Source organism: Micromonospora sp. NPDC049171, from assembly GCF_040648275.1.
Taxonomy (GTDB): Bacteria; Actinomycetota; Actinomycetes; order Mycobacteriales; family Micromonosporaceae; genus Micromonospora.
In genome coordinates this window covers 60,648-73,567 of record NZ_JBEZDJ010000011.1, presented here as the reverse complement: position 1 = coordinate 73,567, position 12,920 = coordinate 60,648, and the positions used below count along the sequence as shown (strand labels likewise).

The following is a 12,920-nucleotide window of genomic DNA, read 5'->3' as shown; positions in this document are numbered from 1 at the left end:
GGGGGCCCGTCGCGATCCGTCGCGGCGGGCCCCCGTCGTCACGGGTTCAGCGGGTGGGCCAGGTGCGCCAGTGCTGCCAGGCGCGACTCGGCGTCGGCCCCCGCTGCCCCTGGTAGCGCGAGCCGTAGACCGCCGAGCCGTACGGGTGCTCGGCCGGCGAGGAGAGTCGGAAGATGCAGAGCTGCCCGATCTTCATGCCCGGCCAGAGCGTGATCGGCAGGTTCGCCACGTTCGACAGCTCCAGCGTGACGTGACCGGAGAAGCCGGGGTCGATGAAACCGGCGGTGGAGTGCGTGAGCAGCCCCAGCCGCCCCAGCGAACTCTTGCCCTCCAGTCGGCCGGCGAGCTGGTCACCCAGCGAGATGACCTCCAACGTCGAGGCGAGCACGAACTCGCCGGGGTGCAGCACGAACGGCTCCCCGTCGGGCACCTCGATCGCCGACGTCAGGTCGTCCTGCTGCATCGCCGGGTCAATGTGGGTGTAGAGATGGTTGTTGAAGACCCGGAACAGCCGGTCCAGCCGCACGTCGATGCTGGAAGGTTGGACCAGGGTGGGCTCGAACGGCTCCAGGCCCAGCGTGCCGGCCTTGATCTCGGAGACCAGGTCGCGGTCGGAGAGCAGCATCGGACCACCATAGCGGCGGCCCGAAAACCCACCAGATTCGGTGCCGGTGACCAGCGCGTCGAGGTCGCTGCTCGTACATTTGTTCGATAGAATGCTCGCATGGCTTCCTGGTCCGAATTCGCCGCCGACGAGCCCCGACTCGCCGACGGGATCCGCGTTCTCCTCCAGCAGTACGGGCCGGGCTTCGGCTACCTGGCCACGGTCCGCGCCGACGGCGGGCCCCGGGTCCATCCGGTCTCCCCGGTCATCACCGACGAGGGTCTGTTCTGCTTCGTCATCGACTCTCCGAAGCGCCGTGACCTCGAACGCGACGGCCGCTACGCGCTGCACTCGTTCCCCCCGGAGGAGAGCGACGACGAGGCGTACGTGGCGGGGCGTGCCCGTCCGGTGACCGATCCGGTCCGGGTGGCGCACCTGGCGCAGAGCGCCCGCGCCGAGCCGCAGGTCGACTGGAGGCTCTTCGAGTTCACCGTCGACGTGGCGATGCTCACCCGCCGCGAGCAGCACCTCGCGGGCGTCCCCGGCCTCCCGGCGGGCCGTCCGGCCGTTCGGGTCTGGCTCGACCCGCACGCTCCGGCGGCGACTGCCGCGCCACTCACCGCGCCGCAGACGCGCCCGGTCCGCCGCAGCCGTGACGTCCAGTGCACAGCCGCCTGACCACCACGGCCCAGAGACAGCCGGTGCCGGCTCCGTGCTGACGGAGCCGGCATTCGGCTGTACGCCCGGCACTGCCCCCCTGCGCCGCGCCGCCGCGCGCTGCCCTGCCCTGCCCTGCCCTGCCCCCCCCCGCCCCCCCCCCCCCCCCCCCGCCCCGCCCCGCCCCGCCCCGCCCCGCCTCGCCCGGCCCCGCCCGGCCCCGCCCGGCACCGCCTCGCCCCGTCCGGCCCTGCCCGGCACCGGCCTGCGGGCGCCATCCCGCATGATCGACTCGGTTTTCATGAAATCGCGGTGTCCCGGCCGCTCGGACACCCCGACTTTCAGGAACCCGAGTGGATCAAGTCGGACGGAACCCTGGCTGAACCAGGCAGAGCGGGCAGAGCGGCACGCGGGCAAGCCGCGGGTCGGGGTGCGTGCATGCACGGGCACGGCGACTCGGGTACAGTGGTGCCGCTTGCGGGTGTAGTTCAATGGCAGAACATCAGCTTCCCAAGCTGACAGTGCGGGTTCGATTCCCGTCACCCGCTCCACGCACGGAAGCCCTGGTCAGGACCGATGGTCCCGCCAGGGCTTCCGTCGTTCTAGATGACTGAAGCAGGGCGCTGTGCCATTAGCTCGCCTCGGCGTGCGGTCCGTCGCCCTCGGCAACCCGCTTGACCTTGCGCTTGCTCGGCTTGTGTCGGGCCGCCTTGACGGCCTTGTCGATCGCGTCGGCGATGACCTGGTCGGCCTCCCGATTGGCGTGCTGATAGATCAGCGCTGCGCGGGGACTGTCGTGGCCCATCCGGGCCATGATGTCTCGCAGGCTGGCGCCGGGCGCCCGCGACGCGAGCGTGTTGCCGGGTCCGGTGCGCGGGCTACCCGGCGGCGCAGCTGACGTTGTTGAGCGTGAACGCGATCGGCGCCGCGTCGCTGGCCTGCCAGGTGCCCAGGACGCCAAAGACCACCGAGGCGCCCGGCGCCACCAGGGGGTTGTAGCTGGCGTTCCGGGCCGTGACGGTGGCACCGCTCTGCTGGGCGGTGGCGGACCAGGACTGGACGATGTGCTGGTCACCGGGGAAGGTGAAGCTGAGCGTCCAACCGTTGACCGGCACGGTGCTGGTGTTCTTGATGGTGATTTGGGCGGTGAAGCCTCCCGGCCACTCGCTCCCGGTGCGGTAGCTCACGGTGCAGGGCGCCGCCGGCGGCGGGTCGATCGGCACCGTGGCGGTCCGGGTGAGCAGGGTGCCGGTGGCGTCGTCCTCTACCCGGACCGTGACCTCCAGGCCGGTGGCCGTACAGCCGGAGGGCACAAAGTAACCGTCGTGCCAGCTGAAGGTCGCGCCCGGATCGACGGTGACCGCCCAGCCAGGCAGCGGGGGAAGGGCCGGGCAGCCGGTGGGGATGCCGGGGGTGGAGCCGACGAATCGGGCGTAGATCGCCGTGGAGACCTGTTGCTGTTGCGCGGTGCAGTTCTGCCCGACGGCCGTGGCGGTGACGGCCTGGCCCGGAACCACCCGCGGCGGGTTGAAGGTGAGCGACTGGATCTGGACGGTACCGGCGCAGGCGTCGGCCGGGACGGTCGCGCCGGCCGGGGCGGTGCCGGCTGGATCGGCCTGCGCCGCCGCTGCGGGGACGGCCAGTGCACCGGCGGCGCAGACGGCGGCCGCGGCGAGGGTCAGGAGCGTACGCAAGAGGGTCCTCCTGGGCGAGCCGGGGGATACAGGCGTCGCCAGTTGACCGCATCAATCAATGCCTGTCAATTGAGGGGATCGGAGGTTTCCAAGCTGACAGTGCGGGTTCGATTCCCGTCACCCGCCCCACGATCGAGGCCCTGGCCGCGACGAGGAGATCGGCCAGCCCGTAGACCAGGTGAAGGCTTTGCGTCGCCATCTACCGTGGGTGCGGACAACCGAACAGGAGCGACGTCTACGGGGAGGCGGCGTGGCCAAGCGGTACCGCCGACGCGTACGACGGACGCGACAGTGGACGCCCGAATCGTCGGTTGACCCGATCCAGCAGGAACCTCGCAGCCGATGGCGTCCCGGCTACTGGCTCCGGCACCCGGCCATTGGCGTTGCCTTTGGCGGACTGCTGGTCATGGCCACCCTGTACTGCGGCCTCGGGAACCTGCACCACCGGAACGACATGGTGGAACGGGGGGAGCGGACGGTCGGGACGGTGCGCGAGGTGCACGGCCGAAAGTGGTGGGTGTCGGTCAGCTTCACCACCCGAAGCGGGGAGAAGGCCACCACTTGGATCAACTATTCTCCGTGGAACGAGCCGAGTGTCGGTGAAGAGGTCGACGTGATCTACGACCGGGTCGACCCGATCGGCAGCGCCTACCTGTCGGGCGACGAACCGGGCCTGCTCTCCGGAATCCTTCTCCTCGGCGGCGGCGGCGGGTTAGCGCTGGTCTACGCGTGGTGGCTGCGGCGGAACTGGAACCGGCTGCGAGGCGAGGCGGAGGCGTGGCGCAGCCGCTACCCGGTGCCTCGACTCGGCGCACGTCGATAGCGGGGCCGGAAGGCGATCGACTGCGCGGGCGGGTCCAGTGCGCGGGCTCTACCGATAGTCGGCGAACACCCGGCGATCCACGCCGTCAACGGTGACCGGGCCGCCGTGGGGAAGGATCCACTGTGGTCGGGTGTGGCCGAAGGGGATGCCGACGCAGACGACTGCCTCCGGGTTGTAGCGGGTCACCACGTCGACGACTGTGTCGCGCTGCTGCTCGCGTAGCCGTGCCCGCTCCGCGGCGGGGGGTCGGCGCGTCTGGTCGGAGACCGGGGGGCGGGCGACCAGCACCGCGTCGACGGCGCTGAGGAGGCCGCGTTCACCGAGCGATCGGACGATCCAGCCGACCTCGCGGGCCGGGAGAAGCTCCTCCGACGTCTCGATGACCAGCACCCCGCCCCGCAGGGCCTCCGGAGTGGACGGGAAGCGCCCCGCCGTCAGGATCCACTGGATGACCTCCAGGCAGCCACCCCAGGTGGGGCCGGTAACTGCTCGACGCGGCCCGTACCAGCTCCATGGTTCCGTCGGTTCGCGCTCTCCGAAGGACGTCAACGCCTGCGGGTCGGCCCAGTCGATCCCGATGTCCTCGGACTCGCCCGGGTCGGTGATCTCCAACCGCTCGCCGGTGAGTAACGCCGCTCGCAGCGACCGGGCGTGGATGTCGTCCACGGCCGGCCCGGGGCCGAGGTGCACCTGGGAGGACCCACCGTAGAAGCTGGCGATGCCGAGGCCCCAGAGCCACTGGTGCAGGTTGGTGTTGTCGCTGGTGCCGAGGAACGGCTTCGGATCGGCTCGGGCGAGGTCGGCGTCCAGATGCGGGATGACGGTGATCTGGTCGTCGCCTCCGACAACGGCGAGAAGGCCGCGTACCTGGGGATCTGCGAAGGCGGCGTTGATGTCCGCCGCCCGCGCCGCCGCGGGCGCACCCACCGTGCGGGTGGTCGGGTATTCGACCGGCACGAGGCCGGTCAGGTCGGCGAGCCGTCGCATGGCCTGTTCGTGGATCTCGGGAAAGGCGCCGGCCGCGGCGAAGGACGGCGAGAGAACCGCGATCTTGTCCCCGGGTCGAGCCTTCCGAGGGCGAACAAGCTCATGTGTCATGACGAGATCCAACAGGTACGCCAGGCCGTCCGCATCTCATTTCGTTACAGGTTCCAGGAGCACCACGGGGATCTCCCGCGTGATGCGTTGTTGGTAGGCGGCGTACTCCGACCTGGCCGACACCATCAAGCGCCACAGATGCGGACGCTCCCCGGCCGTGGCGGGGCGCGCGTACGCGCCGAAGGTCTCCGTACCGACCTGCACCGTGACGTACGGGTCGGCGAGCAGGTTGAGGTACCACGCGGGGTGGCGGTCTGCGCCGCGGTTGGAGGCGGCCAGCACGTAGTGGTCGCCGTCGCGTTCGTAGACGAGCGCGGTGCGGCGCAGTTTGCCGGTCTGTCGGCCTCGGGTCGTCAGGAGCAGGTCGTTCACGCCGGGCCGGGGCCGGCCGCCAGTCTCCTCGAACCGGCGGATGTGCTCCGCGACCCAGGCGTTCGGGCTGTCGTGGACCTCGGGCATCAGACCTCCCGGACACTCGCGGCGGCGCGGTGGTGGCGGGGGGCCTCGATCTCGTCGACAAGTGCGATCGCGAAGTCCGCATAGCTGATCCGACTGGCTGGGTCGCCATGTTCGGCGATCCGGTAGTGGCCGGTGCGTGTGCCGCCGTGGTCGAAGTCACCGGCGGGGGCCAGGTAGGCCCAGTCGAGGTCGGAGGTCCGAATCTCGTCGAGGCCCGCTGCGTGACCGAGGTAGAAGGGCCGGTACTCGTTCGGGTAGCCGGGCTGGTCCATCAGAGCGGCACCGGATGCCCCGGGCATGATCGAGGCGAGACCGACCACCACCAGGCGACGTACCCCCGTCTTGGTCAGGCCGGCGGCCAGGGCGCGCGACGATGCGGTGAAGAAGTCGTGCGGCGGTACGGACAGGTCGACGGCGGCGCTGATGGCGGCGTCGTGCCCGGCGGCTGCCTGCGCGATGCTCCCGGCGTCGGTCACGTCGCCTGCCACCACCCGTACGTCGGGCAGGTCGCCGTGGTCAGCGGGGTTGCGCACCAGGGCGGTGACCTGGTGGCCGCGTCGTCGCGCCTCGGCGACGGCCTGCCGTCCGGCCCGACCGCCCGCGCCAAAGACCACGATCCTCATGAGTCACGCCTCTCGCCAGAGGCCGGAGCCCGTGCACCCGGCCGATGTGCCGACGCTATCGAGGGTCGTGGTTACCGCCGGGATACCAGTTACCGTTTGGTGATGAGGCAACCCCTGCCCGCCGACATGTTCGACGAGCTGTGCCCGTCCTCGCTCAACCCGATCCGATTCGGCGACAAGTGGGCGGCGCTCATCATCCGCTGCCTGGAGCAGGGGCCTCGCCGGTTCTCGGAGCTGCGCGTGCCGCTGCGCCGCGTCACTGCCAAGGTGCTCACCCAGTCGCTGCGCTCCCTCGAACGGGACGGGCTGGTCAAGCGCACCGTCTTCACCGAGGTCACCCCGCACGTGGAGTACGAGCTGACGCCGGTGGGCCGCAGCATGCTCGAACCGATCGCGGTTGCCTGCGCCTGGACCGAGCAGCATTGGGACCAGTTGCTCGACGCCCGCGAGTCGTACGACAACGCCACCCGGCGCAACCGCGCTGGGTGACCCCGCGTGCCACCGGCGCGGCGCAGGGCCAGGAAAGCGTGGTCGACCTCGTCCGGAGAGCCGTTGGCGGTGCACCACGGTGACACGGATGCTTCTCACGATCGTGGCAGGATCTGCCAGGTGCAGGTCAGGATGCTTGGTCCAGTCGAGGTTCGCACGGACGTCGGCACCGTCATCGATGTGCCGGGCGCGCGGCTGCGCGGGCTGCTGACCGCCCTCGCGCTCAACCCGGGTCGAGTGGTCCCGAAGGGGACCCTCGTCGACTGGATCTGGGGTGAACATCCGCCCTCCGATGCGGCAAACGCCCTGCACCGCCTGGTTTCCCGGCTGCGGAAGGCGCTGCCGGAGGGATCGATCGAGGGACAGCCGGACGGCTACCGGTTGATTGTCGAACCCGACGACGTGGACGCCGTACGGTTCGAACGTCTCGTCGGCCTGGCCCGCGATGACGAGGGCCAGCAGCGGGGACAGCGGCTGCGTGAGGCCCTCGACCTGTGGCGTGGTGCGGCGATGCAGGACGTCGGTCTGGTCGACAGCGCGGCGCTCGACGCGGCGGTCACCCGGTTCGACAGGCTGCGTCTGACCGCCCAGGAGGATCGCTTCGACGTGGAGGTCGGCCTCGGCCCTGGTCCGGAGCTGGTCGCGGAGCTGACCGACCTGGTGGCCGCGTACCCGGTACGGGAACGGCTGGCTCTCGCGTTGATGCGGGCCCTCGGCGCGAGCGGCCGGGACAACGAGGCGCTGCTCGTGTATCAGCGCACGAGTGCGGCCCTGGCCGACGCGCTGGGTGTCGACCCCTCGCCGGAACTCTCGGCGTTGCACGTCGCGCTCCTGCGGGGTGAGGTGCAACGGCGCGAGGAGAACCGGAAGACCAACCTTCGTGCCGAACTGAGCAGCTTCATCGGCAAGGACGAGGCCGTCGCCGAGGTCGGCGCGCTCGTCGCCGAACACCGACTCACGACCCTGATCGGCCCGGGTGGCTCCGGGAAGACCCGGCTGGCCACGGAAACCGCGCGCAGAATGCTCGACAACCTGCCGGACGGCGCCTGGCTCGTCGAGTTCGCCGCCATCGGCGCGGACGGTGACGTGGTGCAGGCGACGCTCGCAGGGCTCGGACTCCGGGACGCGCTGCTCGGCGAGCCACCGAGCATGGAGTTGATCGACCGGCTCGTCGCCGCGATCCGCGAGCGGGAGGCGTTGCTGATCCTGGACAACTGTGAGCACGTGATCGAGTCGGCGGCGGTGCTCGCGGACCGGCTGCTCGGGGAGTGTCGGCGACTGCGGATCATCGCGACGAGCAGGGAACCGCTCGGCATCACCGGCGAGGCGCTCTGGCCGGTCGCGCCGCTGGCCCTGCCGGACGTCGATGCCGATCCCAACGAGATCGAGACCTCTCCCGCTGTCCGGTTGCTGCGCGACCGAGCGGGCGCGGTGCGCAGGGATCTGGCGGTCGACGCCTCCACGTTGTCGACGATGGCGCGGATCTGTCGGGCGCTGGACGGAATGCCGCTGGCGATCGAGCTGGCCGCCGCCAGGTTGCGCACGATGTCCATCGACCAGCTCGCCAGGCGGCTCGACGATCGGTTCCGCCTCCTGACCGGCGGCAGCCGTACCGCGTTGCCCCGGCACCGAACGTTGCGCGCGGTGGTCGACTGGAGTTGGGAGCTGCTGAGCGACGCGGAACGGGCGGTCCTGCGCCGGCTCTCGGTGTTCTCGGGCGGGGCGAGCCTCGAAGCGGCCGAACGGGTCTGTGCCGGCGACGAGGTCGAGCCGGAGGATGTGCTCGAGTTGGTCACCGCGCTGGCCGAGAAGTCGCTGGTGGTCGCCGAGGGCGATGAGGCCCCGCGCTACCGGATGCTCGGCACGATCAAGGAGTACGCCGCGCATCGCCTCCTTAAGGCGGGAGAATCGGACCTGGCGCGCCACGCGCATCTGACGTACTTCATCGAACTGACCGCGACCGCGGAGCCGCAGCTTCGCCGCGCGGACCAGGTGAAATGGCTCGCCACTCTCGAAGTTGAACATGACAACATCGGGTCCGCGATGCGCGGTGCCCTCGCCGCAGGCGAAGCGCACGCGGCCATGCGGCTGGCCGCAGGTGCCGGGTGGTACTGGTGGCTCGGTGGCCACCGGACCGAAGGCATGGAGTTGATCACGGCGGCCACTGAGACGCCTGGTGAGGTCAGCGACGAGATCCGGGCCACGGTGTACGCGCTCGTCGTGCTCTTCGTGAACTCGGGACCGGGCGACGAGCACCAGGCGGCGGAGTGGATCCACAAGGCGTACGAGTTCAGCCAACGCAGTCACGCCAGCCACCCGGGGATGGCGCTCGTCGTCCCGCTGGAACGCATGCTGCGAGATCCGGACGCGATCCTGCAGGCGTGGGAACCGCTGCTGGACGACGAGGATCCCTGGGTACGCGCACTGGCCCGGTTGCAACTGGGCAAGATGCGGATCATTTTCGGCCAGGACGGTCGGGACGTGGAAGCACATCTCGTGGCGGCGCTCGCCGAGTTCCGGGCACTCGGCGAACGGTTCGGGATCTCGTTCGCCCTTACCGAGCTGGCGGAGCTGATCGCCGTACGCGGTGAGTTCGCCCGTGCGTGCGAGCACTACGAGGAGGCGGCTGCGGTCGTCACCGAGGTCGGCACCGTCGAGGACGTCATCCGGATGCGGTCCCGGCAGGCTCAGCTGTACTGGTTGCTTGGCGACGAGGAGTCCAGCGCGGCGGCCATGGCCGAGGCGCGGCGGTGCGCGGCGCGGGTCACGTGGCCGGGTGCGTTGGCCGTGTTGGCCCTGTCCCAGGCGGAACTCGCTCGCTGGCGCGGTCACGCCGAAGAGGTGGCCCACCAGGTTGGTGTCGCGACGACCCTGTTGCGCGACGAGGCGACGCAGCCGTACATCCGCGTCGTGACCCACGACCTGCTCGGTTATGTCGCGGAAGATCTCGGTGCGGCGGGCAGACACCATTCCCTGGCCTGCGAGGCGGCGGCGACGACGGGGCACGCCCCGTCGATCGCGCGGGTGCTCGTCGGAGTCGCGGATCTGGCGCTGCGCCGGGACCAGCATGAGCTGGCCGCGCGGCTGCTCGCCGCGAGCACCGGTGTGCGCGGACGGCAGGATCTTTCCCAGCCGGACGTGGCTCGGATCGAGCAGGAAGTACGGCGCCGCCTCGGCGAAGTGAGATTCGCAGAGGCGGCGCGAGAAGGCAGTCGGACGGACTGGAGCCGGTTGGTCGCGGTCACGCTCGCTTCGTGAACGTGGAACGTGCCCACAGGTATCCGACGAGAGCGATTCCGACGCACCAGGCGAGGGCGGGGATCACGTCACCGGCGGACGGCGTTCCGTTGAGGAACCCGCGCAGAGTTTCGATGATCGGTGTGAAGGGCTGGTATTCCGCGAACTCCCGCAGCCCAGGGCCCATCTTGTCCGCCGGCACGATCGCGCTGCTGAAGAACGGCAGCATGACCAGCGGTACGGAAGCCAGCCCCGCCGTTTCCGGAGACTTCGCCGAGAGCCCCAGGGCGACCGTGAGCCAGCCGGCGGCGAAGCCGAGCAGCACGATGATGCCGATCACGCCGAGCCAGCCGAGGAGGCTCGCCGACGGACTGAATCCGAGTAGGAAGGCCACCCCGACCAGGGCCGCGATGGCGACCAGGTTGGTCAGTACGCTGGCGACGACGTGACCGGTCAGCACCGCGCCTCGGGAGACGTGCATGACTTTGAACCGGTTGATGATGCCCTTCGTCATGTCGGAGTTCACCGCCGTCGCGGTGGCCCCGAGGCCGTAGCAGACCGCCAACAGCATCAGTCCCGGAGTGGCGTAGTCGATGTAGTCGACGCCGACGTTGAAGGCGTCGCCGAACATGTACACGAACATCAACATGATCACGATCGGCATCAGGACCGCGTTGAACACCGAGGTCGGGTTCCGGGTGAGGTGCGTGAAGTTGCGACGCAGCATGACGATCGAATGGGACTTGGCGCTCATTTCGCGGAAACCTCCGGGGTGCGGGTGCCCGTCAGGGCGAGGAAGACGTCATCGAGGTCCGGCGTCTGTACGGAGAACCCCTCGGCGGTGATCGCGTACTCGTCGAGTCGGTCCAGCAGGGCCCGCAACGAGGCGGTTCCGCCGTCACCGGGAACCCGCAGCGCCAGTGCCTCGTCGTCCCGGGTGGAGCCGTCGAGCACCCGGGCGGCGGCGTCGAGTTCGGCGACGGTGGTGAAGCGGAGCCGGACGTGGGTGCCGGGGATCTGGCGCTTGAGCTCGTCGGGCGTGCCCTGGGCGACGACACGCCCCTGGTCGAGGACGGCGATCCGGTCGGCGAGCTGGTCGGCTTCCTCGAGGTACTGGGTGGTGAGGAAGATCGTCACGCCGTCGGCCACCAGGTCCCGGATGATCGACCACATCGTGCGGCGGCTGCGCGGATCCAGGCCCGTCGTCGGCTCGTCGAGGAAGATGATCCGCGGCTCGCCGACGAGCGTCATCGCCAGGTCCAGCTTGCGGCGCATGCCACCGGAATAGGTCGACACCGGCTTCTGCGCGGACTCCGTCAGCTCGAACCGCTCCAGCAGCTCCGCGACGACCCTTCGGCCGTCCTTGGCGGGCACCTGGCTCAGGTCCACCATCAGCTGCAGGTTCTCGCGTCCGGTCAGCAGCTCGTCCACGGCCGCGAACTGACCGGTGACCCCGATCGCCGCGCGTACCGCCTTGGCCTGGGTGACGGCGTCGTGTCCGGCGATGCGTACGGTCCCGCCGTCGGCCTTCACCAGTGTGGTCAGCACGTTCACTGTCGTCGTCTTGCCCGCCCCGTTCGGGCCGAGCAGGGAGAAGATCGTGCCCGCGGGGACATCCAGATCGATGCCGTCGAGCACGACCCTGTCCTTGTAGGCCTTTCGCAGCCCGGAGACTGCAATCGCTGAACTCGTCATGCAGCTACCATCGGCGGCCGGCCTGTCACCGCCCTGACGCGACGGTGACACGGCCACTGACACGGTGTCCCACCTCGTTCCCGCCCCGACTTCGGGCAGGACTGCAACAGATTCGCCCCGACCGGCAATAGTCAGGTGTGACGAGCCAGATACAACCGTCTGACCAAGACCTGTGGTCGACAATCGCAGCCGGTGACGAGGTCGCCTTCGCCCGGCTTTTCGACAGGTACGCCAAGGCGGTCTACAACCACGTGTTCCGGCTCACCGGCTCCTGGGCGCTCGCCGAGGACGTGACGCAGGCGACCTTCCTGGTCGCGTGGCGTAGGCGCGGCGAAGCGGCGGTCCTGGTGGACGGGTTGGTGTTGCCGTGGCTGCTGGTGGTCGCCACCAATACGACACGCACCGAGTGGCGTTCGGCCCGGCGGTGGTGGACAGCCCTGCGGAGGTTGCCACCGGAGCGGGAGGCGGACGCGGACCCGGCCGGCGACATCGTCGCGCGGCTCGATGACGAGCGGCAGATGAAGAAGATCTTGGCGGTGGTCCGCCGACTACCTCGCGCGGAGCGGGAGGCGGTGGCCCTGTGTCTGTGGTCCGGCGTGCCGTACGGCGAGGCGGCGACGGTGCTCGGCATCAGCGAAGGCGCGCTCCGTTCGCGCGTGAGCCGCGCACGGGCTCGGCTGGCACGGATGGTTACCGATGGCAACAAGCAGGAGGAAGAGCGATGAGGGACATTCTCGACACGCCTGCCGAGCGTGAACTGCCGCCCGGTGAGGCGGCGCGAATGCGAGCGGACCTGATGACGTCGATCCGCCGGCCTCGGCTCCGGCGCCGCACGGCCGTACGACTCGGAATGGCCACCGTGGCGACGGCTGCGGCGGTGGTGGCCGGCGTGGCGATGGTGCCGAACGACGGGGAGGTGCGGCACCTGGCGATGGGTTCGAGTGAACTGTCACCGACGCTGCACCAGGCGGTGGAGCGGTGCCTGAAGTGGAACACGCAGATGGAGCGGCTTCCACTGTCGGTTGACGATGTGGCCGTGGCCGCCGAGCAGGACCACCGCGGCCTGGTGCTGTTCATCACGGACACCGGATATTTCACCTGCGAGGTCACGATGCGGCCGGGTGAGGAGATCAGTGGGGGTGCCACAGGTGAACGCGTCTGGCCGCAACGGGCTTGGTTGCCTGGCCCGGTCCAGCGGCTCCTGCTCATGTCGACCGAAGCCGACGGAGGCGACGTCGGGGTGACCGGCCGGGTCAGCGCTCGCGTGCACCGGCTGGTGCTCGAACACGGAGACGGCCACACGACCACGGCGCGGTTGGTGAACGGGGTGTTCGGCCTGCTCACCGATGATGCCAATGTCACCAGGGACGCCGAGTTGGTCAGCTTTGACTCCGCCGGCGTGGAGATTGGCCGCCGACTGCTGTTCGGTTCGTCGCACGAGTTCGATCACTGTTACGTGGACTCGGCCGGCACCGTCGTCTACGGCGAGCCGGGAGCTGACTGCCGACCCGCCGAGCCCTGGGGGCGATAGGCGAGCCCGG

General features: G+C 70.0%; 14 protein-coding genes and 1 tRNA gene. 7 read left to right on the top strand and 8 right to left on the bottom strand.

All coding sequences use genetic code 11. The annotated features are described in order from the left end of the window. Positions 1–46 precede the first annotated feature (46 nt). Positions 47–625 carry a dCTP deaminase gene (gene dcd, locus AB0B14_RS15850; protein ID WP_357066363.1) on the bottom strand — a complete coding sequence of 193 codons (579 nt, stop codon included), beginning with the start codon at positions 623–625 and terminating at the stop codon, positions 47–49. A gap of 99 nt (positions 626–724) precedes the next feature. On the opposite strand from dcd, the gene AB0B14_RS15845 reads away from it, so the two are divergent. Both AB0B14_RS15845 and AB0B14_RS15840 read left to right on the top strand, forming a co-directional pair. Continuing rightward, the gene (locus AB0B14_RS15845) at positions 725–1,282 is read left to right on the top strand and encodes a pyridoxamine 5'-phosphate oxidase family protein (RefSeq protein WP_357522846.1); all 558 of its coding nucleotides are present in this window, start codon (positions 725–727) and stop codon (positions 1,280–1,282) included. 456 nt (positions 1,283–1,738) lie between these two features. After that, positions 1,739–1,812: transfer RNA gene (locus tag AB0B14_RS15840), tRNA-Gly, on the top strand. Between the two features lie 80 nt (positions 1,813–1,892). Here AB0B14_RS15840 and AB0B14_RS15835 read toward each other — a convergent pair. Beyond that, positions 1,893–2,066, bottom strand: a complete 174-nt coding sequence (locus AB0B14_RS15835; RefSeq protein ID WP_357522845.1) for a hypothetical protein — start codon at positions 2,064–2,066, stop codon at positions 1,893–1,895. 73 nt (positions 2,067–2,139) lie between these two features. Then, the gene (locus AB0B14_RS15830; protein ID WP_357522844.1) at positions 2,140–2,955 is read right to left on the bottom strand and encodes a cellulose-binding domain-containing protein; all 816 of its coding nucleotides are present in this window, start codon (positions 2,953–2,955) and stop codon (positions 2,140–2,142) included. 178 nt (positions 2,956–3,133) lie between these two features. On the opposite strand from AB0B14_RS15830, the gene AB0B14_RS15825 reads away from it, so the two are divergent. Continuing rightward, positions 3,134–3,778 (top strand): DUF3592 domain-containing protein, encoded by a 645-nt coding sequence (locus AB0B14_RS15825; protein WP_357522843.1) that lies wholly within the window; start codon positions 3,134–3,136, stop codon positions 3,776–3,778. Positions 3,779–3,826: 48 nt separating this feature from the next. On the opposite strand, the gene AB0B14_RS15820 is transcribed toward AB0B14_RS15825, so the two are convergent. The 3 genes from AB0B14_RS15820 to AB0B14_RS15810 are packed head-to-tail and all read right to left on the bottom strand — an operon-like array spanning position 3,827 to position 5,958. Then, positions 3,827–4,876 carry an LD-carboxypeptidase gene (locus AB0B14_RS15820; RefSeq protein WP_357522842.1) on the bottom strand — a complete coding sequence of 350 codons (1,050 nt, stop codon included), beginning with the start codon at positions 4,874–4,876 and terminating at the stop codon, positions 3,827–3,829. 36 nt (positions 4,877–4,912) lie between these two features. Next, the gene (locus tag AB0B14_RS15815) at positions 4,913–5,335 is read right to left on the bottom strand and encodes a nitroreductase family deazaflavin-dependent oxidoreductase (RefSeq protein ID WP_357066386.1); all 423 of its coding nucleotides are present in this window, start codon (positions 5,333–5,335) and stop codon (positions 4,913–4,915) included. Continuing rightward, positions 5,335–5,958 (bottom strand): NAD(P)H-binding protein, encoded by a 624-nt coding sequence (locus AB0B14_RS15810; protein WP_357066389.1) that lies wholly within the window; start codon positions 5,956–5,958, stop codon positions 5,335–5,337. The genes AB0B14_RS15815 and AB0B14_RS15810 overlap by 1 nt, the downstream gene beginning before the upstream one ends. 102 nt (positions 5,959–6,060) lie before the next feature. Between AB0B14_RS15810 and AB0B14_RS15805 the strand changes: the two genes are divergently transcribed. Together AB0B14_RS15805 and AB0B14_RS15800 are read left to right on the top strand one after the other, a co-directional pair. Next, positions 6,061–6,447, top strand: coding sequence for a helix-turn-helix domain-containing protein (locus tag AB0B14_RS15805; protein ID WP_357066392.1), 387 nt, complete (start codon positions 6,061–6,063; stop codon positions 6,445–6,447). Positions 6,448–6,567: 120 nt separating this feature from the next. Next, positions 6,568–9,705: a BTAD domain-containing putative transcriptional regulator gene (locus AB0B14_RS15800; RefSeq protein WP_357522841.1), complete on the top strand. Its 3,138-nt coding sequence runs from the start codon at positions 6,568–6,570 to the stop codon at positions 9,703–9,705. Here AB0B14_RS15800 and AB0B14_RS15795 read toward each other — a convergent pair. Continuing rightward, a complete protein-coding gene (locus AB0B14_RS15795) occupies positions 9,689–10,438 on the bottom strand; it encodes an ABC transporter permease (RefSeq protein WP_357066398.1) in 750 nt (249 codons plus the stop codon). The genes AB0B14_RS15800 and AB0B14_RS15795 overlap by 17 nt on opposite strands. Beyond that, complete coding sequence (locus AB0B14_RS15790; protein ID WP_357066400.1) at positions 10,435–11,379, bottom strand: ATP-binding cassette domain-containing protein; 945 nt, start codon at positions 11,377–11,379, stop codon at positions 10,435–10,437. Before AB0B14_RS15790 ends, AB0B14_RS15795 begins: the two co-directional genes overlap by 4 nt. 137 nt (positions 11,380–11,516) lie before the next feature. Between AB0B14_RS15790 and AB0B14_RS15785 the strand changes: the two genes are divergently transcribed. Next, on the top strand, positions 11,517–12,104 hold the full coding sequence (locus AB0B14_RS15785) for an RNA polymerase sigma factor (RefSeq protein ID WP_357522840.1): 588 nt from the start codon (positions 11,517–11,519) through the stop codon (positions 12,102–12,104). Beyond that, positions 12,101–12,910: a hypothetical protein gene (locus tag AB0B14_RS15780; RefSeq protein ID WP_357522839.1), complete on the top strand. Its 810-nt coding sequence runs from the start codon at positions 12,101–12,103 to the stop codon at positions 12,908–12,910. Before AB0B14_RS15785 ends, AB0B14_RS15780 begins: the two co-directional genes overlap by 4 nt. Positions 12,911–12,920 lie beyond the last annotated feature (10 nt).